Below are 23,682 nucleotides of genomic sequence, written 5' to 3'. Positions count from 1 at the left end.
GCGAGTATCCACCACCTACTTGTGCACACGTTCGCCGGGGGCGGTCGCGCACGGGCACCGGAGTGCTCCATGTGGCCGCGGGGCACCTACGCTGGCCCGATGCAGGACAAGTACCGCACAGTGGCCCGCACGGGCGTGCACGAGACCGAGGTCAACCGCTCCCGATTCCTGTGCGCCCTCGCCCCGGCCGCGACCGAGCGGGAGGCCCAGGACTTCATCGCCACTGTCCGCAAGGAGCACGCCGACGCCAGCCACAACTGCTTCGCGTACGTCATCGGAGCCGACGCCGCCGTCCAGCGCGCGAGCGACGACGGTGAACCGGGCGGCACGGCGGGCGTTCCCATGCTCCAGATGCTGCTGCGCCGCGACATGCGGTACGTCGTCGCCGTCGTCACCCGCTACTACGGCGGGGTCAAGCTCGGCGCGGGCGGGCTGATCCGGGCGTACGGCGGCTCGGTGGGCGAGGCGCTGGACGCGCTGGGGACCCTCACCCGACGGAGGTTCCGGCTGGCCACGGTGACGGTCGACCACCAGCGCGCAGGCAAGGTGCAGAACGAACTGCGCTCGACGGGACGCGAGGTGCGCGCCGTCCACTACGGCGAGGCGGTCACGATCGAGATCGGGCTGCCCGACGCCGACGTCGAGTCGTTCCGGTCGTGGCTGGCCGACACCACCGCCGGGACGGCCGGACTGGAACTCGGCGGGGAGGCGTACGGGGAAGCGTGACCGGCGTGTTCGGCATCACTGGCCCCAATCCGGACATCCGGGGAAATTCAGTGCCGGATGCGGGTGGCATGCGGGCATCCGTGGTGGTTCAGGTGCTGACAGCGGCTAGCGTGGTCGGTGCTGACAGCGGGGCCCGTGCTGTTCAGCGCCGGGTCCAGGGGCGCACCAAGGGGGAACCATGCAGGTCGGAGCGGCTTCTTGAAACTGCTGCACACCTCCGACTGGCATCTCGGCCGGGCGTTCCACCGGGTGAACATGCTCGAAGCCCAGTCCGAGTTCATCGGCCACCTCGTTTCGACCGTGCGGGAGCGCGGGGTGGACGCGGTGGTCGTGTCGGGGGACGTGTACGACCGGGCGGTGCCCCCGCTGGCCGCGGTCGAACTCTTCGACGACGTCCTGCACCGGCTGGCCGACCTCGGCGTGCCGACGGTGATGATCTCCGGTAACCACGACTCCGCTCGCCGGCTCGGGGTCGGCGCCGGGCTCATCGGACGGGCCGGCATCCACCTGCGGACCGAGGCCTCGGCCTGCGGCATCCCGGTGGTGCTCCCCGACGCGCACGGCGACGTGGCCTTCTACGGGCTGCCCTACCTCGAACCGGCCCTGGTGAAGGACCAGTTCAGGGTGGAGAAGGCGGCCCACGAGACGGTGCTCGCCGCCGCCATGGACCGGGTCCGCGCCGACCTCGCCACCCGCCTGCCCGGCACCCGTTCCGTGGTCCTGGCGCACGCCTTCGTCACCGGCGGCCTGGCCAGCGACAGCGAGCGGGACATCACCGTCGGCGGGGTCTCCGCCGTGCCCGCCGGGGTCTTCGACGGTGTCGACTACACCGCGCTCGGACATGTGCACGGCAGCCAGACCATCACCGAGCACGTCCGCTACTCGGGCTCCCCGCTGGCGTACTCCTTCTCGGAGGCCGACCACCGCAAGAGCATGTGGCTCGTGGAGCTCGGACCCGAGGGCCTGCTCGGAGCGGAACGCGTCGACTGTCCCGTCCCCAGGGCACTCGCCCGCATCCGGGGCCGACTTGAGGATCTGCTCGCCGATCCCGGCCTCGCACGCCACGAGGATGCGTGGGTCGAGGCGACGCTCATCGACCCGGTGCGCCCGGCCGACCCGATGGCCCGGCTGGCCGAACGCTTCCCGCACACCATCAGCCTCGTCTTCGACCCGGAGCGGGCACCGGAGGACCCGGACCTCTCCTACGCCCGCCGCCTCGCCGGCCGCGGCGAACAGCAGATCGCGGAGGACTTCGTCGCCCACGTGCGCGGCGCAGGACCCGACCCACGTGAACAGGCCGTACTGCGCGACGCGTTCGACGCCGTCCGCGCCGACGAGTCCGTACGGGAGGGGGCACGGTGACGACACATCGCCCGGGGGTGTTGGGTTCTTCGGGTCCGGCTTTTGGGGTGGGTTCGGCAGGGGTGCGTCTGACGGTGACGCGTGTGCCGGGTCCGGCTTGTGGGGTGGGTTCGTACGGGGATCGCCCGAGGGCGACGCGTATCCCGGGAGCGGACTCCTCAGCGGGTGCGCACGGGGGCCGTCCGACGACCGCGCGTCCCGCCGCCCGTGCAGGAGCCGCCCGATGAGGCTGCACCGTTTGGACATCACCGCGTTCGGGCCGTTCGGGGGTGCGCAGCGGGTCGACTTCGACGAACTGTCGGCGGCCGGGCTCTTCCTGCTGCACGGTCCGACCGGCGCGGGCAAGACGTCCGTGCTCGACGCGGTCTGCTTTGCGCTGTACGGGGCGGTGCCGGGCGCCCGGCAGGGCGGTTCGCTGCGCAGCGACCACGCGACACCTGCGACCCGCACCGAGGTGACCCTCGAACTGACCGTCTCCGGGCGCCGGTTGGAGATCACCCGGCAGCCGCCCTTCGAGCGGGCCAAGAGGCGCGGCGTGGGCACCACGACGGAGAAGGCGCAGAGCTGGCTGCGCGAGTACGACGCGTCGGCCGGCTCCTGGAAGGACCTCAGCCGCACCCACCAGGAGATCGGCGAGGAGATCACCCAGCTGCTCGGAATGAGCCGCGAGCAGTTCTGCCAGGTCGTGCTGCTGCCCCAGGGCGACTTCGCACGTTTCCTGCGGGCGGACGCGGAGGCGCGCGGCAAGCTGCTCGGACGCCTCTTCGACACCCACCGGTTCGCCGAGGTGGAGAAGCGGCTCACCGAACGGCGACGCGCGGCCGAGGCCGAAGTGCGCGACGGGGACACGGAGTTGCTCGCCGACGCGCACCGCATGCAGCAGGCGGCGGGCGACACCATGGAGCTTCCCGACCTCGCGCCCGGAGACCCCGGTCTCGCCGACGCCATCCTGGGCGCGGCGGCCGTCGCCCGCAGCACCGCCCGCGAACGGCTCACCATCGCCCACTGCGCCCGTACGGCCGCGGAGTCGGCGCAGGCCACGGCGGACCGGGAACTGTCCGAGGTCCGGGAAGTGGCCCGGCTGCAGCGCCGGTTCGCCGAGGCGCGCGAGCGGGCCGAGCGCCTGGAGGAGCGGGCCGGCGCCCACCGGGAGGCCCAGGCCCGGATGGAACGCGGGCGCAAGGCCGAGGCGGTTGCTCCCGCCCTCGACCTGCGCGACGACGCCGAGGCCGAGCACCGGCGCGCGAGCAGCGACGAGGTACGCGCGCGTGCCGCTCTGCCGGAGACCTTCGCCGGAGCGGGCGTCGCCGGACTCGGGTCCGCCGCGCGCAGGTCGGCCGAGGAACTCGGTGGCCTGGAGTCGGCGCGTCGAGCCGAGCGCCGGCTGACCGAACTCGCCGCCGAACGCGCCGATCTGGACCGGCAGGAGCGCGCCGACGAGGACGTACTCCAGGACGCCGAGAGCTGGCTCGCCGACTGGGAGACGACCCGCGCCGCCTTCGAGGCACGCGTCGAGTCGGCGCAGGAGGCCGCGACCCGCGCCGAACAGCTCGCGGTGCAGCGCGACCCGGCACGGAACCGGCTCAACGCCGCCCGCCAGCGAGACACGTTCGCCCGCGACACGGACGACGCCCAGCAACAGGCCCTGGCCTGCCGCGAACGTGCGACGGACGCCCGCGCCCACTGGCTCGACCTGAAGGAACAGCGGCTCAGGGGCATCGCCGCGGAACTCGCCGCCGGCCTGGTCGACGGGGAACCCTGCGCCGTCTGCGGGGGCACCGAACACCCGGCCCCCGCACGGAAGGTCGCCGGCCACGTCGACCGGGAGGCCGAGGAACAGGCCCTCGCCGCCTACCAGTCGGCGGACGACCAGCGCACCGAGGCCGAACGACGGCTCGGCGTGGTCCGGGAGGCACTGGCCGCCGCGAGCGCGGAGGCGGGAGACGCGTCGACCGAGCAACTCGCCGAGCTGGCCGAGGAGTTGGAGCGGGAACACGCCGAGGCGCACCGCACCGCATCCGGGCTGCACACCGCACGTGAGCGCCTCGCGCAGGCCGGACTTGAACACGAACGACGGGTGGCCGCCCGGCAGCAGGCCGAACTCCGCGCGGCGGCCCGGGTGTCGTACCGCGACCGGAACGAGAAGGAAAAGGCCTCCCTGGAGGAGGAGTTGGACCGGGCCAGGGGCACCGCGAGCAGCGTGTCCGTGCGAGCCGCGCAGCTGGAGCGGCAGGTCGCGCTGCTCACCGAGGCCGCCGACGCGGTGCGCGCGGCCGAGGACACCGCGCAGCGGCTCAAGGACGCCGACGCGAGACTCGCCGACGCCGCCTTCCGTGCCGGGTTCGACACGCCGACGGCCGCCGCCGACGCGTTGCTGGACGCCGAGGCGCACCGCGAGCTCCAACGACGGCTCGACGCCTGGCAGTCGGAGGAGGCGGCGGTACGGGCCGTACTCGCCGAGACCGACACCGTGGCCGCCGCCCGGCAGCCGGCCGCCGACCTGGAGCGCGCCGAACGGGCCGCCGAGTCCGCCGACCTCAGGCTGCGGGACGCCGCTTCCGCGCAGGACGCGGCGGCCCGCAGCTGCGGAGAGCTCGACCGGCTGTCCGCGCGCGCGACCTCTTCCGCCCGTCGGCTCGCGCCGCTGCGCGAGGTGTACGACCGGGTGGCCCGCATGGCGGGTCTCGCGGCCGGCACCTCGGCGGACAACGAGCGCAAGATGCGTCTGGAGGCCTACGTTCTGGCCGCCCGCCTGGAACAGGTCGCCGCGGCGGCGACCGTACGGCTGCGGCGTATGTCCTCCGGGCGGTACACCCTCGTCCACTCCGACGACCGCGCCGGACGTGGCCGCAGCGGGCTGGGACTGCATGTCGTGGACGCCTGGACCGGCCGTGAGCGCGACACGGCGACACTGTCGGGCGGTGAGACGTTCTTCGCCTCCCTCGCGCTCGCCCTGGGCCTCGCCGACGTCGTCACGGACGAGGCGGGCGGAGTGCGGCTCGACACGCTCTTCATCGACGAGGGCTTCGGCAGCCTCGACGACCAGACCCTCGACGAGGTCCTCGACGTACTCGACTCCCTGCGCGAGCGTGACCGCAGCGTCGGCATCGTCAGCCATGTCGCGGACCTGCGGCGTCGCATCCACGCCCAGCTGGAGGTCGTGAAGGGGCGCACGGGTTCGGTCGTACGGCAGCGGGGCGACCAGGACTGAACCGACCACTCGCTCAGTGGCCCAGCGGGCGCCGGGGGAGTGGCGAGGAGTAGACGACGCTGGTGGTCACGGAACCCAGGGTGCCGATCTTGCCCGCCACCTCCTCCAGGTGGCTCATCGAGCGCGCGGCGACCTTGATGACGAAGCAGTCGTCGCCCGTGACGTGATGCGCCTCCAGAATCTCCGGCGTCGCCCCGACCAGGTCGTGGAAGGGCTTGTAGTTGCCGTTCGGATACCTGAGCCGTACGAACGCGAGGATCGGCAGGCCCAGGTTTTCCGGGGCGACGACGGCCGCGTACCCCTGGATGACACCGGCCTCCTCCAGCCGCCGGACCCGCTCGGTGACCGCGCTCGCGGACATGGAGACGGCACGGGCCAGCTCGGCGAAACTGGCCCGGCCCTCACGCTGGAGGACATCGAGGATGCGCCAGTCGGTGGCGTCCGGGGAATAAGCGGTCATGTGTGAGAGATACCAGGGAAATCCCCGGTAGATCAAGACCGAGGCCGTGGATCGCTACTTCAGGGCGGGGAGTGCCGGACGTAGATTTCTGGTCAGGAAGTCCCGAACGCCCGCTGCGGACAGCATCGGACCGGCGGGACCGGGAGGCAGGGCAGGACCATGACTGTGACCGCTGTGACCAGTACTTCGACCGCTGTGACGAGTACCTCTACCGCCGGGAACGCCGCTGTGAAGAGTACTACCGCAGGGAACGCCGTTCTGCGCGTCGCACCGGCGACTCCGGCCGCGGCAGCCGCCTACTTCGGCGCGAGTCTCGCCTTCCACGCCGACGTCTCCGATGTCGCCGCCGCTCTCGCCGCCGACGGCGACCCCGGGTTCGTCGTCCTCGACTCCCGCTCGACCGAGTCCTGGGACCAGGGCCACGTCCCCGGCGCGATCCACCTGCCGACCGCTCTCATCCCCGAGCAGGCCGGCGAACTCCTGGACAGGGCGGTTCCGGTCGTCACCTACTGCTGGGGCCCTGGCTGCAACGGCGCCACCCGCGCGGCCCTCGCCCTCGCCGAACTCGGCTTCCAGGTCAAGGAGATGCTGGGCGGCTTCGAGTACTGGGCCCGCGAGGGCTTCGAGTTCGAGACCTGGGAGGGGACCGGGCGGCGCGCCGTGGACCCGCTGACCGCTCCGGTGGACGCGGAGGACTGCGGCTGCTAACCCTGTAAGGGAGTTCGGGCGCGCAGGGTGCCGAGGGTGCCGAGGTGCCGAGGGTGCTGTTTCGGCCAGCGGAGGGGACGGCGAACTCCCCCTGGATCAACGCCGTGTAGCTTCTGCGCATGGCGAGAATCGACGACTTGGGCGCGGTCGAGTGGGTGGAGTCGGGCGGCGGCCCGCTCATAGCGATCCCGGAGATCGTGCTGCCGTTCTGGTCGGGTGCGGACGGCGACGAGATGTACTCCGACTACGACCGGGCATGCGACGTGGACGGCTCCATCGGCCTCGTTCCCGTCGGTGACACCCGGGCCCTGGTCCTCGGCGACGAACCGGCCTCGACCTCCTTCCTGCCCGAACACGGCACCTTCGTACGGTGGTGCGCGGCCGACTCCGAGGACGAACTGCTCAAGGGCGTTCCGGCGGCACTCGAAACGGCGGTCTGGGAGCCGGAGGTGCACTGGAACGTGCCCGGCCCCGTGATCCTCTTCGACGCCGCCTGGCCCGGGACCGCCTCGACCCGCACCGAGCACCTCAGGGTCGCGCTGGAGCCGGGCCGGTACGCGGTGCGCGCGACGTACGCCGAGCCGGGACCCGAGACGTGGATGGGCCTCGTACAACTGCTGCGGCTGCCTGCCTGAAGCGGGCCTCTCACAGCTTCGTCGGGAGCCCGGTTCCTCCTCGCACCAGGAGGAACCGGGCTCCCGGCGTGTTCAGAGCCGGGACAGCTCGTCCACCAGGTCGTCCAGGCCGAGCGAGCCCTGTGACAGGGCGGCCATGTGCCAGGCCTTGGCGTCGAAGGCGTCGCCGTGGCGCTTCCGCGCGTTCTCGCGGCCCAGCAGCCAGGCGCGTTCGCCGAGCTTGTAGCCGATGGCCTGACCCGGAATGGTCAGGTAACGGGTCAGCTCGCTCTCCACGAAGTCGGCGGGGCGGCTGCTGTGCGCGCCGAAGAACTCCTGCGCCAGTGCGGGAGTCCAGCGCTCACCCGGGTGGAAGGGCGAGTCCGCCGGGATCTCCAGTTCCAGGTGCATGCCGATGTCGACGATGACCCGCGTCGCGCGCATCATCTGCGCGTCCAGGTAGCCCAGGCGCTGCTCCGCGTCGGTGAGGAAGCCGAGTTCGTCCATCAGCCGCTCCGCGTACAGCGCCCAGCCCTCGGCGTTGGCGCTCACTCCGCCGACGGTTGCCTGGTAGCGGGAGAGGTCCGCCGCGACGTGCACCCACTGCGCGAGCTGGAGGTGGTGGCCGGGCACACCCTCGTGGTACCAGGTGGAGACCAGGTCGTACACGGGGAACCGGGTCTGGCCCATCGTCGGGAGCCAGGTGCGGCCGGGGCGCGAGAAGTCCTCCGACGGCGCGGTGTAGTAGGGGGCCGCGGCGCTGCCGGGCGGCGCGATGCGCGACTCCACCTTCCTCACCCGCTCGGCGAGTTCGAAGTGTGTCCCGTCCAGCGCCTCGATCGCCTGGTCCATCAGGTTCTGGAGCCAGGCCTGGACCTCGTCGACGCCCTCGATGTGCGTGCCGTGCTCGTCCAGGTGCGCGAGCGCCGCCCAGGGGGTCTCGGCGCCGGGCAGGACCTTTTCCGCCTCCTGCTTCATCTCGGTGAGCAGACGGTGGTATTCGGCCCAGCCGTACGCGTACGCCTCGTCGAGGTCGAGATCCGTGCCGTTGAAGTAGCGCGACCAACGGGCGTACCGCTCACGGCCGACCGTGTCCGGCGCGCCCTCGATGGCCGGCGCGTACACGTCGCGCATCCAGTCCCGGAAGGTCACCATGGCCTCGGTCGCCGTACGGGCGGCGGTGTCCAGCTCCGCGCGCAGCGCCTGCGGGCCCGGCGCCACGAAGTCCTCGTACCAGCCGCGGCCCTGCCCGTCGGAGTCGGTCCACTCGCCGAGCTGCCCGATGAACGTCGCGGTCGGGCGCGGGCTGCCGTACAGCTTGCGCTCCAGACCGAGGGCGAGGGACTCGCGGTAGCCCGCCAACGCGGCCGGCACCGCGCGCAGCCGCTCAGCGACCGCCGCCCAGTCCTCGTCCGTCGCGGTGGGCGTGATGGTGAAGACCTCGCGCACCGCGTGGGCGGGCGTGTGCATGTTGCCGACCAGGCGCAGGTTGTCGTCGGCGTCGTGGACGGCGAGTTCGGCGGTGAGGCGCTCGCGCAGCAGACGTCCGCAGCGCCGCTCGACGTCGCTGTCGGCCCCCGGCTGTCGTTCCGCCTCGTCGAGCCGCTCCAGCGTCCTGCGTGCCAGACCGGCCAGGGCGGCCTGGCCCGCGGGCGAGAAGTCCGGCAGCCTGCCGGAACTCGCCGTGTCGCCGAGATAGGTACCGGTGACCGGGTCGAGGGCGATGAGGTCGTCGACATACGCGTCGGCGACCTCGCGGGGCAGCGGGCTCTTCGTCTCTGACATGCGGCCATCCTCGTACGAGGAGACGGTTCGCGTCACCAGGGATTCGCCCTGGGCGTGGCCCTTCGGTCAGCCCTCGCGGCGCGGCGGCAGCAGGGGGCCGCAGTCCCACTGCTGGAAGATCAGCCGGGTCTCGACGCGGGCCACCTCACGCCGGGAGGTGAACTCGTCCAGCACCAGACGCTGCAGATCGGTCATGTCGGCGACCGCGACATGCACCAAGTAGTCGTCGGGCCCGGTGAGATGGAAGACGGTACGCGACCCGGGCAGCGCCCTGATCCGGTCGACGAACGGACCGACCAACTCCCGCCGGTGCGGCCTGACCTGCACGGACAACAGGGCCTCCAGGCCCCGTCCCAGCTTCGCCGGATCCAGCCGCAGCTGATGGCCGAGAATGACTCCCGCACGGCGCAGCCTGGTCACCCGGTCCAGGCACGTCGAGGGCGCGACACCGACCTGCGCGGCGAGATCGCGGTACGTCGTCCGGGCGTCGTTCTGCAACAGCCGCAGCAGGTGGAGATCCACCGGATCGAGTACGACGGAATCGGCCATGCGGCGAACGTAGCACGGGATCTACCGCCGTCTCCCCGGTGTCTGTTCAGGCTCAGGCCATGGACTCCGTCAGCTACGACACACGCGACCCGAGACCGACGACGACACGCTCCTCCCGTCACGGCGGCCGTGTCCGCGCGCTCGCCACCGAGGCCGTGCACGCCGGCCGCGAGGACCTCGCCGGGCAGGGCCTGCACGCGGCACCGATCGATCTCTCCACGACCTACCCGTCGTACGACAGCCGTGGCGAGGCCGCCCGGATCGACGCGTTCGCCACGGACGGCGCCGAACCGCAGGGCCCGCCCGTCTACGGCCGGCTCGGGAATCCGACCGTCGCGCGCTTCGAGACCGCCCTGGCCCGTCTCGAAGGCACCGAGAGCGCGGTCGCGTTCGCCAGTGGCATGGCTGCGCTGAGCGCCGTACTGCTGGTACGGAACGCGCTGGGCCTGCGCCATGTCGTCGCCGTACGGCCCCTGTACGGGTGCAGCGACCACCTGCTCACCGCCGGGCTGCTGGGCTCGGAGGTGACCTGGGTCGACCCGGCGGGCATAGCGGACGCGCTGCGCCCCGACACGGGGCTGGTGATGGTGGAGTCCCCGGCGAACCCGACGCTCGCCGAACTCGACCTGAGGGCCGTCGCGCACGCCTGCGGGTCCGTTCCCCTGCTCGCCGACAACACCTTCGCCACGCCGGTGCTGCAACGCCCCGTCGAGCAGGGGGCGCGGCTGGTGCTGCACAGTGCCACGAAGTACCTGGGCGGGCACGGCGACGTGATGGCCGGGGTGGTGGCCTGCGACGAGGAGTTCGCCGGGCGGCTGAGGCAGGTGCGGTTCGCCACGGGCGGCGTCCTGCATCCGCTGGCCGGCTATCTGCTGCTGCGCGGCCTGTCGACCCTGCCCGTTCGCGTACGGGCCGCGTCCTCGAACGCCGCGGAACTGGCCCGCCGCCTCACCGCCGACCCGCGGGTGGCCCGCGTCGCCTATCCGCGCGTCGGCGGCGCCATGATCGCCTTCGAGGTCCACGGCGACCCGCACGCCGTCATCGCCGGAGTCCGGCTGATCACCCCCGCCGTGAGCCTCGGCAGCGTCGACAGCCTCATCCAGCATCCGGCGTCCATCAGCCACCGGGTCGTCGACCCGGCCGACCGCCGCGACGCGGGGGTCAGCGACCGGCTGCTGCGGCTGTCGGTGGGCCTGGAGGACGTGGACGACCTGTGGGCCGACCTGGACGGGGCGCTGGGAGCGCCCGCGACTCGGGGCTGACCGTCCCGGGTCATCGGGCGCGCCGGCGACTCGGACCCGACCGGGGTGAGCCGGCTGGCCAGCGGCAACTCGGCGGTGTCGGCTCGCCGTCGAGTTCGCGGCCGTCGAGACAGCACAGGTCGGGGTCGTGGAGACAGCACAGGTGGGGGTCGTTGGCGGCCCAGCGCTTCAGATGCGGGAGAGATCGTCCCGGATGACGTCGAGCGTCAGCTTCCCGGCAGCTCGCTCCGCGGGGGTCCCCGGTCGCCGGAAGACCAGCTGTGCGCCGCACGGCCGGGTTTCCGGCCTGGCCAACTGCCCGTCCGTGAACTGAGCGTGGGCCTCGGCGGGTGGCCGGTGCGCCAGCACCCCGTGCGGGGTGCGCTCCAGGTCGAGCGCACCGCGCACGGGGTCGGTGGTGATGGGCGCGGGGGTCCGGTCGGGCTGATGGTTCCTGGTTCAGCGCGTCAAGGGGACAGCTGGTCCACGGTCCGCGAATGAACACCGCTGCGGCCGACGGCGATCTCCGGTGATCGTCGCGTGCCCTTGCCGTCGGCCCCGCTCCGGCTCGGGGTGACGGAAGACGGGCCCGGGACAGTGGGACTAGTCCCGTACGGCCCGTTCTCCGCGCTGCTCCTCGTCGTGCGGCAGCCCAGAGGTTACCGGAGTCGTGTCCAGGCGGGCCGTGATGACGAGGGTGCCCTCCTCGATCTGGTAGTCGAGGGGGAGGCCGAGACCGCGCATCGCGGCGACCATGCCGGTGTTGGAGGCCTGCGTGACGGCGTACACGCTCTCGCAGCCCGCCTCGACCGCCATGGCCACCAGCCGGCCGAGCAGTTCGGCGCCGATGCCGCGGCGCTGCCAGTCGTCCTCGACGAGGAGGGCGATCTCCGTCTCGTCGCCGTCCCACAGGAGGTGACCGAGTCCGACGACGCGCCCGGAGGCGGTCTGTACGGCGAGGGTGCGGCCGAAGCGCGGGCTGAGCAGGTGGTTGAGGTAGCGGTCCGCGTCGCCGACGGGACCGTGGTAGCGCATGCTCAGGGTGCGGGGCGAGCAGCGCTCGTGCATCGCCTTGGCGGCCTCGACGTCGGCGGCGTCCGCGCGCCGCACGCTGATGGCGTTGCCCTCCGGCAGCGTCAGTACGTCCTGGTTGCGCGGGATCCGCGGGCCCAGCCGCGCGTCCAGCTCGACCAGTGCCCGAGCCCGTGCGAACTCCGTCGGCGTGAACGGCAGATACGGCCGCTCCACCGTGATCACCCCGCCTTCCGGCGCCCGCAGGCGCATCACCGTGTCCTCAAGTGCCCCCTCCACGGGCGTGCCCTCCTCGGCGCGACCGGATCCCGGGGACCTGGCGGGCAGCGAACGGATGGTGCACCTGCCGAGCAACTGCCGCAGTGCGAGGGGGAGTTCGGCCGCGTCGAGGGCCGTACGGGTGGCCAGGCCAAGGACCCGTGTCGGCGCGTCCACCAGGTCGTGGGCGTCGGCCCGCTCGATCCAGGTCTCCGTGCCGCCCGCCAGCGAGACGGCGCGTGTCATGTCGGCCGCCGCCAGTTCACCAGGCGCGCGCAGCAGGAACTCGTCCACGGTGCCTTCCGCCAGCGGATGCGTCTGGAGGCTCAGGATGTCGACCTGGTGCTCGGCCAGTGCCGCGCACAGCACGGCCAGCGAGCCCGGCGCGTCCTGCACCGTCGTCCGCATCCGCCACAGGGTGGTCACCCCGGCGATCGCTTCCGGATGCGCCGTGGAGTCCTCGGACGGCCCGGCCCCGCGCCCGTCCGGCAACGGCCGGGCGCCGGTATGGTCCGCCGGGGGCGCGTGACCGTGGTGTCGTGCCCACCATGTGTGGAAGGCGGCGGTGGCGACCAGGACGACGGCCGAGATCATCAACAGGGCCGTGCCGTCGGGTCCGTGCCCGATCAGGTTGGCGACGCCGTCCGCGACCGCGACGGCCGTGAACAGGGCGGCGAGTTCCACGAGGTCCCGTCGCCAGTGGTGAACGGGGCGTCCGTGTCTGGTGCGCGTCACGTCAGTCATGTCTGGAGTCATACAGCCACTGTGAAGGAACCGTGTTGCGTGATCACGAACGGTCTGTGACTGATCGGTAAAGTGTCCTTCTGTACCTTTTGTTGTTCTTTTAACGACTTCCGTGCCTCAATGGGAGTGGTCGGGCCTCAGATCTCGAACAGGACCGCGCACGAGACCTCCCGTACCCTCGAACCGCCGACCGCGCACCGGAGTCATCCCCCGGTGCGCGGTCCCGTCCGAGCGGCTACTGCCCCACGCGCCCCGGCTGGAGCACCTGCGTGAACAGCGCGCTCCCGTCCTGCTCGCGCAACCGCACCGTCAGTTCGCCGCTGTGGCCGTCGATGTCGACCTCGCCGAAGAACTGGTAGCCGCCCGCGGGCGACACGTTCGAGGCGGTCGGCGCCTTCACGAACACCCGCTCCGGACCGAAGGTGTTGTCCAGCGCGCTCGCCGGGAAGGCCCCGGCGTTGAGCGGTCCCGAGACGAACTCCCAGAACGGCTCGAAGTCCTTGAAGGCGGCCCGCGAGGGCTGGTAGTGCTGCGCCGAGGTGTGGTGCACGTCGGCCGTCAGCCATACCGTGCCCGTGATCCGCCGGTGCTTGACGTACCGCAGCAGCTCCGCGATCTGCAGCTCGCGCCCGAGCGGCGCACCCGGGTCGCCCTGGGCGACGGCCTCGATGTTCGGCTGCCCCTCGGTGGTGTCCGGCACGACCAGGCCGATCGGCATGTCCGCGGCGATCACCTTCCACACCGCTCGCGACCGCGACAACTCCCGCTTCAGCCAGGCGAGTTGCTCGGCGCCGAGGATGCCCTGCGGGTCGGTGGTCTGGGTGCCGGGGGAGTTGGCGTTGCGGTAGGTCCGCATGTCCAGCACGAAGACGTCCAGGAGCGGCCCTTGGCGCAGGACCCGGTACACGCGGCCGTCCTGGTTGTCCGGCCGCAGCGTCGAGAGGGGGAAGTACTCGCTGAACGCGCGGCGTCCACGGGCGGCCAGGACGTCGACGCTCTTCTCGGTGTAGCGGGTGTCGGAGGCCGCGATCACCTCACCGGGGTACCAGTTGTTGCGCACCTCGTGGTCGTCCCACTGGATGATCGACGGAACCTGGGCGTTGAAGCGCTTGAGGTTCTCGTCCAGCAGGTTGTAGCGGAAGTTGCCGCGGAACTCGGCCAGCGTCTCGGCGACCTTGGACTTCTCCTCGGTGGTGATGTTGCGCCAGGTGCTGCCGTCCGGAAGCGCCGCCGTCGCCGTGATCGGGCCGTCGGCGTAGATGTTGTCGCCGCTGCACAGGAAGAAGTCCGGGTCGAGCTTGGCCATGGCGTCGTAGATCCGGTAGCCGCCGATGTCCGGGTTGATGCCCCAGCCCTGGCCCGCGAGGTCGCCCGACCACAGGAAACGTACCCCGCCGCGCCGCCCGGCCGGGGCCGTCCGGAAGGTGCCGGTCACCGGTTCGCCGGTGCGACGCGGGTCGTCGGGGTCCGAGAGCAGCACGCGGTAGTGGATCTGTTCGCCCGCGGGCAGCCCGCGCAGCCGGGTCGTTCCCGTGAAGTCGGTTCCCGCGCCGAGCAGCGGCCCCTGCCACCTGCGGGTGTGGCGGAACGACTCGGTCGCGGACGTCTCGACGATCATCCGGGCCGGCCGGTCGGACCGGACCCAGACCAGCCCGGAGTCGGCGGTCACCTCTCCGGTCTGGACGCCCCAGCCCGCTTTGGGACGCCCGGACAGGGCGAACGCCGGTGCCGCGCCGAGTGTGGTGGGCAGGGCCAGCGCGGCGGAGGCGGCGAGGGAGCCGCGCAGAACACCTCGGCGACCGGGGAACGGACTCTGCGGACGGTGTGACATGGAACGCGCCTCCAGGGACGGATTCGGCCATTGGGCAATGCCACAACTACTGGTGCGCCGCAGCGCGCACGGAAACCACGAGTGAACACCTGACCGTCGAAAGAGCGGATCCGGTGTGCGACCTGGCCGTCAGGGGGCGGATCCGGTGCGCGGCCTCCCCGTCAGAGGGGCGGATCCCGGCTGCGACATGGCCGGCGGCGGAAGAGTGGATCCGGGCTGCGACCTGGCCGACGGCGTAAGACTGGATCCGGTCTGCGACCTGGCCGGCGGAAGGGCGGATCCGGTAGGCGGCCTGACGTCAGCGGGACGGATCCGTTGGGCGGCCTGGTCGGCCGTATGCCCGGCGGAATCCGGTGTGCGACCGGGTCGGCCGTAAGATCGGCGGATCCGGTGTGCGACCTGGCCGGCCGTGTGAACGGCGCATCCGGTCCGCGACCTGACCGCAGAATGCCGGACCCGGTGCGCCCGGCGCTCAGGGAGTCGGTTCTCGGAGTCGGACGGCCTCCGCCATCAACCGCACCCCGTCGCGGATCCGCGCGGGGGCCAACTGCGCGTACCCCAGCACCAGCCGAACACGGCCGTCCGCCTCCCTGCCACCATCAGCCTCCCCGTCACCGTCCCCCTCCCCGCCCCCGTCCGACACCCGCCCCCGGCCCACCTCCTCCCCGGAGTCCACCGCCTCCCCACCGCTCACCGCCTCCCTGCCGCCCGCCATCCCCCCGTAGTGCGCCAGCGGACGGACGGCCACCCCCGCCGCCGCGGCCCGTTCCAGGAAGCGGTCCGTGGGTCCGTACCGCGCGGGCAGTACGGCGATCACGTGCAGGCCCGCCGCGATCCCGGACACCTCCGTGCCCGGAAAGTGCTCCCCCAGGGCGGACACGAGGGTGTCGCGCCGCTCCCGGTAGGCGCGCTGGCAGCGGCGCAACTGCCGGTCGTAGTCGCCCCGTTCGACGAAGCGGGCCAGCAGCGCCTGGTCGACCACGGGGTTCCCGAGATCCATGGTGCGCTTGCGCTCGACGACCTCCTCGGCCAGCGACTCCGGCACGAGCAGCCAGCCGAGCCGCAGCCCCGGCGCGAGGGACTTACTGACCGACCCCGTGTAGGCGACGCGCTCCGGGTCGAGCCCCTGGAGCGAGCCCACCGGGGCACGGTCGTAACGGAAGTCCCCGTCGTAGTCGTCCTCGACCACCAGACCGTCCGACGCCCGCGCCCAGTCCAGCAGTTCGGCCCGGCGCCGAGCCGAGTACGCGATCCCGGAGGGGAACTGGTGGGCGGGCGTCGTCACCACCGCCCCTACACCCGACGCCTCCAGCGGCCCGAGGGCCAGCCCTTCCCCGTCCAGCGGCAGCGGTACGGTGCCGACGCCGGCCGAGGCGAACAGCGCGCCGTGCTCGGGGCTGCCCGGGTCCTCCACGCCGACCTCGCGCACCCCGCGCGCGTGGAGCACGAATCCGAGCAGTGTCATCGCCTGCGCGACCCCGGAGACCACGACGATCCGCTCCGGTTCGGCGACGACACCACGGCGTCGCGCGAGGAGTTCGGCGAGGGCGGTACGCAGCCGGGGCAGCCCGCGCGGATCCGGGTAACCCAAGGCGTGGTGCGGGAGTTCGGCGAGCACCCCGCGCTGCGCGGCCGCCCACGCGGCGCGCGGGAACAGCGACAGGTCCGGCGTACCGGGAACGAAGTCGGCCCGCGCGTCGGAGGGTCGCGGAGCGAGGTCACGCGCGCGTGGACGGGCGGCCCGCGCGGCCTCACCGACCCAGGTCCCCGCGCCCCGGCCACTGCGCAGGTAGCCCTCCGCGGTCAACTGCTCGTACGCCTCCGTGACCAGTCCCCGGGAAACCGCCAGATCGGCCGCGAGTTCACGGCTCGACGGCAGCCGGGTGCCCGGCGCGAGCCGCCCCGAACGGACCGACTCGCGCAGCGCCTCCTGGAGCGTGCGCCCACGCGCGCGTGCCGGGGCCGACGCGGCGGGCAGGAGCAGCTCCCAGGCCGCGGCCCAGGGCGTCGGCGCCGACGCCTCCGGCCCGAGCGGCGGGCTGTCCCCCGCATTGGTCCCCGATGACGTCATGGAAGTGGACCTTAAACCGGACCGCGTCCGCTCATAGCGTCGCTGCCATGAACGTCACCCCCGTCCGGGGCGCCCTGCTCGCGGCCCTCGCCTGTGTCCTCGTCGGAGCCTCCTTCACCGCCAACAGCGTGCTGGGCCAATACCCGTACGCGGGCGGCCAGTTCCTGCGCTACGGCCTCGCCTGCGCGCTCCTGCTGCCACTGGTCGGCCGAGGCGGCGCGGCGCCGTTGCGCGGGCTCGTACCGCGCCAGTGGGGCCGCCTGGCGCTGCTCGCGGCGGTCGGCATGGTCGGCTTCAACCTCGCGGTGATCGCCGCCGAACGGACGGCGGAGCCCGCGGTTCCCGGCGTCTTCGTGGGCTGCGCCCCGGTGGTCGTGGCCGTCGTCATCCCCCTTCGCGACGGCCGCCGTCCCCGACGGCCGGTACTCGTGGGGGCGTTGACCGTGGCGGTGGGCGCCTTCGCCGTCCAGGGATGGGGCCGTACGGACGCCGCGGGGATCGCGTACTCCGTGGGCGCGCTCGTCGGAGAGGTGGGCTTCGCGGTCCTGGCCGTGCCCGTACTGCGGCCGTTGGGGCCGCGGTTGCTGTCCGCCACCGTGTGCGGGATCGCCGCGATCGAGTCGGCGGTCGCAGGCGTACTCGCCGACGGTGGGGCCTGGTTGCGGCGGCCGGACGCGACCGAGACCGCCGCGCTGCTGTGGCAGGCGGTGGTGGTCACGGTCGTCGGCTTCGTGTGCTGGTACACGGGCATGCGGCGGATCGGCGCCGAACGCGCCACGCTCTTCTCCGGGCTCATTCCCGTCGCGGCGGCCGCCACCGCGCCACTCGTCGGCACGGGTTCCTACGGCGCCGCGCAGGCCGTCGGGAGCGCGCTGGTCGGCGCGGGAGTCGCCCTGGGTTCGGGTGTGTTGACGCGCGCGGGACGCCGGTCAGCGGCTGCCGTCGAGGATGACGCGGGCGACGAGTGCCGGATCGTCGTTCATCGGGACGTGTCCGCAGCCGGGCAGCCTGACCAGCCGGGCGCGCGGAATGATCTGCTTCGCGCGGATCCCCTGGCGGCGCACCAGCAGCCGGTCCCTGGTGCCCCAGGCCACGGTGACCGGAAGCCCGGGGAGATCGTCGGTGAACTGGACGGAAGTGCCCGCCCTGAGCGTCGGGGTGAACCCCTCGGCGCGGGCCAGCGCGAGGGTCTCCGCGACGACGGCCTCGGGTGAACGGCGCGCCGGGCGGGCGTAGATGGTGCTCGTCAGCACCGCCCGCCCCGCCGCCGTACGCGAGAGCCGCTCGACCATCGGGACGGGCATACCCCGTGCGGCCTGCCGCATCGCGAGCAGCACGCCGAAGGCGTAACGCCGCTCGGCCTGCGACCAGAACCCGGCGGGCGAGAACGCCGTCACGGACCGTACGAGCTTCTCGCGGCCCAACTCCAGCGCCAGTAGGCCGCCCAGGGAGTTGCCGGCCACGTGCGGCCGCTCGATCCCCAGCGCCTCGCACAGCCCCGCGAGCGCGGGCACCATCGTCTCCAGGTCGTGCGAGAGCCCCTCGGGCAGCGCCGGTGACTCGCCGAAGCCGGGCAGGTCGACGGCTATGACATCGCGCTCGGACGCCAGCAGGTGGACGACCGGGTCCCAGGCCTGCCGGTGGTGGCCGATGCCGTGCAGCAGAAGCAGCGGCTCGCCGGTGCCCACGCGCGCGTAGGACAGGGTCACGGTCCGGGGGCCGCGCGGAGAGGGGAGGCTGAAGGAGGCCGTGGCGGACATGATGCTGCTCCTTGTCTGGGACACTGACGGGCCATCTCCTAGACAGCTTGTCAGCAACTGCTACCGGCGGGTAGCCCCCCGTCGTCACGAACCACGCACGCGTACGTCCGTCGGCCGTCCGTCGGCCTGTTCCGCCTGGACACGGGCATGGCGCGTCGGATGGGATGGAGCCGTGGCCAACGACACCGACACCGCGACCGACGTCTTCGAAGAGCACCGTTCCGTTCTGATGGGCGTCGCCTATCGCATGCTCGGCCGGGTGGCCGACGCGGAGGACGTGGTCCAGGAAGCCTGGCTGCGGTGGTCCGGCACCGACCGGTCCGAGGTGCGCGAACCTCGCGGCTATCTGGTGCGGGTCGCCACCAGGCTGGCCATCGACCGGCTGCGTCAGGTGCGGTCCCGGAAGGAGGCGTACGTGGGCCCGTGGCTCCCCGAGCCGTACGCCACCGACTTCGGCGACACCGTCCCCGACACCGCGGAGCGGGCCGTGCTCGCCGACTCCGTCTCCCTCGCCGTCCTCGTCGTCCTGGAGTCCCTCTCACCCCTGGAACGCGCGGTGTTCGTCCTCCGGGAGGCCTTCGGGTTCCCGTACGCGGAGATCGCCGCCATCCTCGAACGCGGCGAGCCCGCCGTACGCCAACTCGCCGGGAGAGCCCGCCGGCACGTCGACGAGGGACGTCCGCGCTACGAGGTCGACCCGGTCGAACGCCGCGAGCTCACCGAACGGTTCCTCGCCGCGGCGGCCGAGGGCGACCTGGCGGGTCTCATGTCCCTGCTGGCCCCCGACGTGCGCCTGATCGGCGACAGCGGCGGACTGTCCAAGGCGCCGTCGCGGGTCATCGAGTCCGCCGACAAGGTGGGCCGGTTCCTCAACGGGGTGGCCCGCAAGGGCGTCACCGACGTGTCGTTCCGCTTCCTGGAGCTCAACGGCGGCCCCGCGATCCTCATCCTCTCCGCAGGCAGGCCCGACAGCGTCTTCCAGCTGGACGTCGTGGACGGCCGGATCCAGCGTGTATACGTGATGCGCAACCCGGAGAAGCTGCTGTCGCTGGCAGGTGAGTGAACCGGTAGCAGGTCAGCGACGTTCCGGGAGCGGACTCCTGGCCCCCGCGGTCATGAAAGCCCCCGTCCCGGCGACGGGGGCTTTACGGCGTTGTGTCGGGAACATCGCCTCGCACGAACGCCCTGTGAACGCTCCGCGGCAACCCCTCTGTGCGTTCCGTAAGGGAATGAGGATTGGTCTTGACCAAGGGTGGGGGCGGACATATGGTCGCAGGGATAGTGCAGGAACCTTTAATAAACAAGGGCGCTAAAACGCCGCCGGGACACGGCGATTGCGGAGGACAGGGTGGGGACCCAGCAGCTGGAATCGGTGCCGGAACCGAAGTACTGGCATCTGAAGACCGTGCTCAGTGAGGCATTGGACTCCGAGTTCTCGGTGGGCGAGATCCTGCCGAACGAGCGTGACCTGGCGGCCCGGTTCGGGGTCGCCCGCGCCACGCTCAGGCAGGCTCTCGAACAGCTCGAACTGGAAGGCAGGCTGCAGCGCCGTCGCGGGGTGGGCACCACGGTCGCCCCGCCGCGCGTGGGCGTGGCCGTCGGATCCGAGCAGCACGCGTGGCCGGGCGCGGTCGGGGACGCCTGGCAGCCCGCCGACTGCACGGTGGCGGTGCCGCCGACAGCCGTCGTCGGCATCCTGGAGTCGGGGGAGTCCGAGCAGGTGCACACGGTGCGCCGCTCCCGGGTGACGCACGGTCAGCCGGTCGCCGCCGAACTGCTCTACATCCCGGCGGCCTCGGTGCCGGACCTGTCCGCCATCGACGCGCCCTCGGGCACCGCACGCGCGCGTGCGGTGCTGCGCGAGCTCCAGCGCCTGGACCTGGACGGTCAGGACAGCGCCGTGGAGCTCGGCTCCGCCCGCGCGGACGACGCCAAGGAACTCGACCGGCTTCCCGGCGCGCCCGTACTCGTCGTCACGACCCGCTTCTTCGCCGGAGGACGCACCGCGGCGGTCTCCGTGGCCACGTACCGCGCGGACACCTGCCGGCTGACCTTCGGCGACTCGGGCGGCGTGGAGATACACCACGACCCGGAGCGCAAGGCCTCCTGAGCCGCCGGCGACGCGGTCGCGACCCTCGTACGTCAACGTCCCGCCCCGGAGTCTCCGGGGCGGGACGTTCGCGTGAGCGGACAGGCGGGTCGTGCTCAGCGGCGCGCGGTCACGGTGCCCTCCACCGCGAACAACTGCTCCTCCACATGGTCCAGGGCCAGTCTCAGCGCGCCCGTCGCCACGGCGGCCTCGCCGAGGAGCGAGAGCGCCACCCTCGGCGGACGCAGGCAGTAACGCGCCAACTCGCGCCGCAACGGCTCCAGTACACCGTCGAGACCGGCTGCCCAGCCCCCGATGACGACGAGTTCGGGATCGAGCGCCAGCACCAGCGCCGCGACGTCGTGCACCAGACGCTGGATGAAGCGCTCGACCGCCGCCATGGCCCGCTGGTCGCCGCTCCTGGCGTACGCGAACACCTCGGCGACGGCCTGCTCGTCGAGTGGGTGCAACGGTTCGTCGGTGGTGGACAGGAGCGTCTCCGGCGTCACCTCGCGGCCCAGCAGATGCAGCGCGCCGATCTCGCCCGCCGCACCCCCGTAACCCCGGTGCAGCCTGCCGCCGATCAGTGAACCGGCGCCCGGACTCAGGCCGGCCAGCACGAACACGACGTCGTCCGACTCGGTGGCCGCGCCCTTCCAGTGCTCGGCGACCGCCGCCGTGTTGGCGTCGTTCTCGACCAGCACCGGGCACTTGAAGGAGCGGCTCAGCCGCTCGCCGAGGCGCAGGCCCGTCCACTCCGGCAGCGCGGTGCCCAGCCGTACGGTCCCGTCCGCCTCGACGATCCCCGGGCTGCCCACACCGACCGCGCGCAGCGAGCTGCGGGCGACACCGGCCCGGCGCAGCAGGTCGGCGACCGCCGTACGCAGCCGCTCCAGCCGCTCGTCGGCCGACGCCGTCTCCTCCACGTCCTTGGACATGGCGCCCAGCACCCGGCCGTCCAGATCCGCGAGGAGCGCGGAGACCCGGTGCGGGCCGATCTCCAGGCCCAGCAGGTGCCCCGCCTCGGCCCGGAAGCGGAACCTCCGCGCGGGCCGGCCCTGGCGCCGCGCGGCGCCCTCCTCGGCCGCCTTCTCGACGACGAGTCCGGCCTCCATCAGCCCCTCGACGACTCCCTCGACGGTGGGCCGGGACAGCCCGGTCACCCGGGTGATCTCGGTGAGGGTCGCGCAGTCCGTGCTGCGCAACGCGTGCAGCACCACCGCGGAATTGATCCTTCGCAGCAGAGAGGGGTCCCCGCCGGTCAACTGCCCCAACGTCCGTCCTCCCAGCTCGTGCGCGTGTTGGCCGGATCGTACTCGTCCGTGGCGGACCCCGGCGAGTGCCGGGGGCCTGTTGGTTACCGACGGGTCGGAATCATCCGGGCGCCACGAACCCCGACTCGTACGCCGCGATGACCGCCTGCGTACGGTCCCGGGCCCCCAGCTTGGTCAGTACGGCGCTGACATGGGACTTGACGGTCTCGCCCCCGACGACCAGCCGCACGGCGATCTCCGCGTTCGACAGCCCCCGGGCCATCAGCCGCAGCACCTCCGCCTCCCGCTCGGTCAGGGCGGCCCGCTCCATGACGGCACGCGCCGCCGGATTCCCGGCGCTGTCTCCGTACTCGGCGGCCAACTGCCTCACGGAGGCAGGGAACAGCAGCGACTCACCCTCCGCGACGAGCCGCACCGCGTGCACGATCTCGGCGGGCCGCGCCCGCTTCAGCAGAAACCCGTCGGCTCCCGCGCGCAGCGCCTCGTAGACGTACTCGTCGTTCTCGAACGTCGTCACCACCAGGATCTTCGGCGGATCGTCCACCGTCCGCAGCACCGCGCGGGTGGCCTCGATGCCGTCCATCAGCGGCATCCGTACGTCCATGGCGACCACGTCGGGCCGCAACCGCCGCACCAGGGGGATCACCGCGGCACCGTCGGCCGCCTCCCCGACGACCTCGATGTCGGGCTGCGCCTCCAGCACGGCACGCAGACCGGCCCGTACGAGGGGTTCGTCGTCGACGAGCAGAACGGTGACCGGCATCCGGCCAGCGTAGATCAACCCAGCGGCAGCTCTACATGCACCTGCCAGTCACCCTCCGCCGGACCAGTCCGAGCCCGCCCGCCGAGCAGCGCCGCCCGCTCCCGTATGCCCCGCAGCCCACTGCCACGGCCGGGCCCCGAAATACCGGCCGTGAGCGGATTGCGGACCTCCAGTACGAGGCTGTCGTCCCGGACCTCGATACGGACCCGGGCCGGAACGCTCCCGGCATGTCTCAGCACGTTCGTGAGCGACTCCTGGAGGATGCGGTACCCCTCGCGGGACACCGGTCCCGGCACGGTCTCCACCGGGCCCGTCACCTCAGCCTCGACCTTGGCGCCCGAGGAGCGGGCCGACTCCAGGAGCCGGTCCGCCTCCGCCAGCGTGGGACGGCCGCTCACCGGCCGCTCCGCCTCCCGCAGCACGCCGAGCACCCGCTCCAGGTCCTCCAGCGCGGCCCGTCCGGTGTCCTCGATGGCGGCCAGCGCACGGTCGGTGAACGCCGGGTCCCCGGCCGTCCTGGCCGCGCCCGCCTGCACCACCGCCACGGTCAGCGCGTGACCTATGGAGTCGTGGAGCTCGCGTGCGATCCGGGTGCGCTCAAGGAGCTGCTCGGTGCGCTCCTCAAGGGCGGCGAGCCGCTCGCCCGCGGAGGGGCCCAGCAGACGGCGCGCTGTCGCCGTGATCAGCTCGCCGAGGCCCACCACCGCGCCGTACAGGGCGAGCACCGGCAGCGGGAAGAGCAGGGCGTAGGCCCAGTGGGGGTGCGAGACCGGCACGAAGGGGTTGTCGGTCGCCGGATGGCCGGTTGCCACGTTGATCAGCTCGCCGGCGATCACCGGCAGCCAGACGGTGACCCCGCAGGCCACCCACCCGCACACCAGCCGGACCTCCAGCCAGAGGACGGTCCGCCACCGGTCCCGCCAGGTGGCCGAAGGCGCGACCGAGAAGGCCGCTTCCCCGCCACCGCGCGCCAGCATGAACTGCGCCTGTACACCCTCGCCCCGCCGCACGGCCGGAATCAGCCCCAGCGGAATCAGCAGCACCGCGGGCACCCAGGGCTTCGACATGTCGATGAACATCCACACGCTGACGAACAGCATCGGCACCCACAGGTGCAGCAGACGCGTGTACGTCGTCCCCCGGAGCAGCGGGCGCAGAAATCGGGCCATCGCGCCATCGTGACAGGCCCCACCGACAACGGGCT

At 72.5% G+C, this 23,682-nt stretch carries 19 protein-coding genes and 1 pseudogene; 9 read left to right on the top strand and 11 right to left on the bottom strand.

What is annotated here, in order from left to right; translation table 11 throughout:
* Positions 1–99 precede the first annotated feature (99 nt).
* From ACIP79_RS03940 to ACIP79_RS03930, 3 genes are all read left to right on the top strand, one after another.
* The gene (locus tag ACIP79_RS03940) at positions 100–726 is read left to right on the top strand and encodes a YigZ family protein (protein ID WP_401218898.1); all 627 of its coding nucleotides are present in this window, start codon (positions 100–102) and stop codon (positions 724–726) included.
* Between the two features lie 198 nt (positions 727–924).
* Positions 925–2,088, top strand: a complete 1,164-nt coding sequence (locus tag ACIP79_RS03935; protein ID WP_401218895.1) for an exonuclease SbcCD subunit D — start codon at positions 925–927, stop codon at positions 2,086–2,088.
* Between the two features lie 223 nt (positions 2,089–2,311).
* The gene (locus ACIP79_RS03930) at positions 2,312–5,299 is read left to right on the top strand and encodes an AAA family ATPase (protein WP_401218892.1); all 2,988 of its coding nucleotides are present in this window, start codon (positions 2,312–2,314) and stop codon (positions 5,297–5,299) included.
* A gap of 13 nt (positions 5,300–5,312) precedes the next feature.
* Here ACIP79_RS03930 and ACIP79_RS03925 read toward each other — a convergent pair whose 3' ends face one another.
* Complete coding sequence (locus ACIP79_RS03925; RefSeq protein ID WP_383686310.1) at positions 5,313–5,759, bottom strand: Lrp/AsnC family transcriptional regulator; 447 nt, start codon at positions 5,757–5,759, stop codon at positions 5,313–5,315.
* A gap of 159 nt (positions 5,760–5,918) precedes the next feature.
* On the opposite strand from ACIP79_RS03925, the gene ACIP79_RS03920 reads away from it, so the two are divergent.
* Positions 5,919–6,467, top strand: a complete 549-nt coding sequence (locus tag ACIP79_RS03920; protein WP_401218888.1) for a rhodanese-like domain-containing protein — start codon at positions 5,919–5,921, stop codon at positions 6,465–6,467.
* Positions 6,468–6,586: 119 nt separating this feature from the next.
* On the top strand, positions 6,587–7,102 hold the full coding sequence (locus ACIP79_RS03915) for an immunity 21 family protein (RefSeq protein WP_401218886.1): 516 nt from the start codon (positions 6,587–6,589) through the stop codon (positions 7,100–7,102).
* 72 nt (positions 7,103–7,174) lie between these two features.
* Here ACIP79_RS03915 and ACIP79_RS03910 read toward each other — a convergent pair whose 3' ends face one another.
* Together ACIP79_RS03910 and ACIP79_RS03905 are read right to left on the bottom strand one after the other, a co-directional pair.
* Complete coding sequence (locus tag ACIP79_RS03910; protein WP_401218883.1) at positions 7,175–8,866, bottom strand: DUF885 domain-containing protein; 1,692 nt, start codon at positions 8,864–8,866, stop codon at positions 7,175–7,177.
* A gap of 66 nt (positions 8,867–8,932) precedes the next feature.
* On the bottom strand, positions 8,933–9,415 hold the full coding sequence (locus ACIP79_RS03905) for an Lrp/AsnC family transcriptional regulator (RefSeq protein WP_401218881.1): 483 nt from the start codon (positions 9,413–9,415) through the stop codon (positions 8,933–8,935).
* A 59-nt stretch (positions 9,416–9,474) separates the two neighbouring features.
* Here ACIP79_RS03905 and ACIP79_RS03900 point away from each other — a divergent pair, with 59 nt between their 5' ends.
* Entirely contained in the window at positions 9,475–10,677 is a 1,203-nt protein-coding gene (locus ACIP79_RS03900) for a trans-sulfuration enzyme family protein (RefSeq protein ID WP_401218879.1), read from the top strand.
* Positions 10,678–10,845: 168 nt separating this feature from the next.
* Here the strand turns inward: ACIP79_RS03900 and ACIP79_RS03895 are convergent, their stop codons facing one another.
* From ACIP79_RS03895 to ACIP79_RS03880, 4 genes are all read right to left on the bottom strand, one after another.
* Entirely contained in the window at positions 10,846–11,064 is a 219-nt protein-coding gene (locus ACIP79_RS03895; RefSeq protein ID WP_401218876.1) for a hypothetical protein, read from the bottom strand.
* A 195-nt stretch (positions 11,065–11,259) separates the two neighbouring features.
* Positions 11,260–12,690 (bottom strand): GNAT family N-acetyltransferase, encoded by a 1,431-nt coding sequence (locus ACIP79_RS03890; protein WP_401218874.1) that lies wholly within the window; start codon positions 12,688–12,690, stop codon positions 11,260–11,262.
* Between the two features lie 235 nt (positions 12,691–12,925).
* Positions 12,926–14,521, bottom strand: coding sequence for an alkaline phosphatase D family protein (locus ACIP79_RS03885; protein WP_401218871.1), 1,596 nt, complete (start codon positions 14,519–14,521; stop codon positions 12,926–12,928).
* Between the two features lie 472 nt (positions 14,522–14,993).
* Positions 14,994–16,592 carry a PLP-dependent aminotransferase family protein gene (locus ACIP79_RS03880; protein ID WP_401218869.1) on the bottom strand — a complete coding sequence of 533 codons (1,599 nt, stop codon included), beginning with the start codon at positions 16,590–16,592 and terminating at the stop codon, positions 14,994–14,996.
* Between ACIP79_RS03880 and ACIP79_RS03875 the strand changes: the two are divergent.
* Positions 16,583–17,428: pseudogene (locus ACIP79_RS03875) on the top strand (DMT family transporter); the annotation flags it as partial. The gene ACIP79_RS03880 and the pseudogene ACIP79_RS03875 sit on opposite strands and share 10 nt — an antisense overlap.
* 93 nt (positions 17,429–17,521) lie before the next feature.
* Here ACIP79_RS03875 and ACIP79_RS03870 read toward each other — a convergent pair.
* The gene (locus ACIP79_RS03870; protein WP_401218866.1) at positions 17,522–18,352 is read right to left on the bottom strand and encodes an alpha/beta fold hydrolase; all 831 of its coding nucleotides are present in this window, start codon (positions 18,350–18,352) and stop codon (positions 17,522–17,524) included.
* 172 nt (positions 18,353–18,524) lie between these two features.
* Between ACIP79_RS03870 and ACIP79_RS03865 the strand changes: the two genes are divergently transcribed.
* Positions 18,525–19,415 (top strand): RNA polymerase sigma-70 factor, encoded by an 891-nt coding sequence (locus ACIP79_RS03865; RefSeq protein WP_401218863.1) that lies wholly within the window; start codon positions 18,525–18,527, stop codon positions 19,413–19,415.
* Positions 19,416–19,700: 285 nt separating this feature from the next.
* Positions 19,701–20,462 carry a GntR family transcriptional regulator gene (locus ACIP79_RS03860; protein ID WP_401218860.1) on the top strand — a complete coding sequence of 254 codons (762 nt, stop codon included), beginning with the start codon at positions 19,701–19,703 and terminating at the stop codon, positions 20,460–20,462.
* A 95-nt stretch (positions 20,463–20,557) separates the two neighbouring features.
* Here ACIP79_RS03860 and ACIP79_RS03855 read toward each other — a convergent pair whose 3' ends face one another.
* The 3 genes from ACIP79_RS03855 to ACIP79_RS03845 all read right to left on the bottom strand — a co-directional run bounded on the left by ACIP79_RS03855 (position 20,558) and on the right by ACIP79_RS03845 (position 23,647).
* Positions 20,558–21,715 carry an ROK family transcriptional regulator gene (locus ACIP79_RS03855; RefSeq protein WP_383685485.1) on the bottom strand — a complete coding sequence of 386 codons (1,158 nt, stop codon included), beginning with the start codon at positions 21,713–21,715 and terminating at the stop codon, positions 20,558–20,560.
* 100 nt (positions 21,716–21,815) lie between these two features.
* The gene (locus ACIP79_RS03850; RefSeq protein WP_401218857.1) at positions 21,816–22,478 is read right to left on the bottom strand and encodes a response regulator; all 663 of its coding nucleotides are present in this window, start codon (positions 22,476–22,478) and stop codon (positions 21,816–21,818) included.
* Positions 22,479–22,492: 14 nt separating this feature from the next.
* Entirely contained in the window at positions 22,493–23,647 is a 1,155-nt protein-coding gene (locus ACIP79_RS03845) for a sensor histidine kinase (RefSeq protein ID WP_401218855.1), read from the bottom strand.
* Between the last annotated feature and the right edge of the window lie 35 nt (positions 23,648–23,682).

The organism is Streptomyces sp. NPDC088747 (assembly GCF_044751025.1).
Taxonomy (GTDB): domain Bacteria; phylum Actinomycetota; class Actinomycetes; order Streptomycetales; family Streptomycetaceae; genus Streptomyces.
This window is presented reverse-complemented; position numbering and strand designations above follow the sequence as displayed.

What these genes read in the sequence shown, in the direction of transcription:
- ACIP79_RS03940 (WP_401218898.1), top strand. Translation starts at nt 100, where the DNA reads ATGCAGGACAAGTACCGCACAGTGGCCCGCACGGGCGTGCACGAGACC.
- ACIP79_RS03930 (WP_401218892.1), top strand. Translation starts at nt 2,312, where the DNA reads ATGAGGCTGCACCGTTTGGACATCACCGCGTTCGGGCCGTTCGGGGGT.
- ACIP79_RS03925 (WP_383686310.1), bottom strand. Translation starts at nt 5,759, where the DNA reads ATGACCGCTTATTCCCCGGACGCCACCGACTGGCGCATCCTCGATGTC.
- ACIP79_RS03920 (WP_401218888.1), top strand. Translation starts at nt 5,919, where the DNA reads ATGACTGTGACCGCTGTGACCAGTACTTCGACCGCTGTGACGAGTACC.
- ACIP79_RS03915 (WP_401218886.1), top strand. Translation starts at nt 6,587, where the DNA reads ATGGCGAGAATCGACGACTTGGGCGCGGTCGAGTGGGTGGAGTCGGGC.
- ACIP79_RS03910 (WP_401218883.1), bottom strand. Translation starts at nt 8,866, where the DNA reads ATGTCAGAGACGAAGAGCCCGCTGCCCCGCGAGGTCGCCGACGCGTAT.
- ACIP79_RS03905 (WP_401218881.1), bottom strand. Translation starts at nt 9,415, where the DNA reads ATGGCCGATTCCGTCGTACTCGATCCGGTGGATCTCCACCTGCTGCGG.
- ACIP79_RS03900 (WP_401218879.1), top strand. Translation starts at nt 9,475, where the DNA reads ATGGACTCCGTCAGCTACGACACACGCGACCCGAGACCGACGACGACA.
- ACIP79_RS03890 (WP_401218874.1), bottom strand. Translation starts at nt 12,690, where the DNA reads ATGACTGACGTGACGCGCACCAGACACGGACGCCCCGTTCACCACTGG.
- ACIP79_RS03885 (WP_401218871.1), bottom strand. Translation starts at nt 14,521, where the DNA reads ATGTCACACCGTCCGCAGAGTCCGTTCCCCGGTCGCCGAGGTGTTCTG.
- ACIP79_RS03880 (WP_401218869.1), bottom strand. Translation starts at nt 16,592, where the DNA reads ATGACGTCATCGGGGACCAATGCGGGGGACAGCCCGCCGCTCGGGCCG.
- ACIP79_RS03870 (WP_401218866.1), bottom strand. Translation starts at nt 18,352, where the DNA reads ATGTCCGCCACGGCCTCCTTCAGCCTCCCCTCTCCGCGCGGCCCCCGG.
- ACIP79_RS03850 (WP_401218857.1), bottom strand. Translation starts at nt 22,478, where the DNA reads ATGCCGGTCACCGTTCTGCTCGTCGACGACGAACCCCTCGTACGGGCC.
- ACIP79_RS03845 (WP_401218855.1), bottom strand. Translation starts at nt 23,647, where the DNA reads ATGGCCCGATTTCTGCGCCCGCTGCTCCGGGGGACGACGTACACGCGT.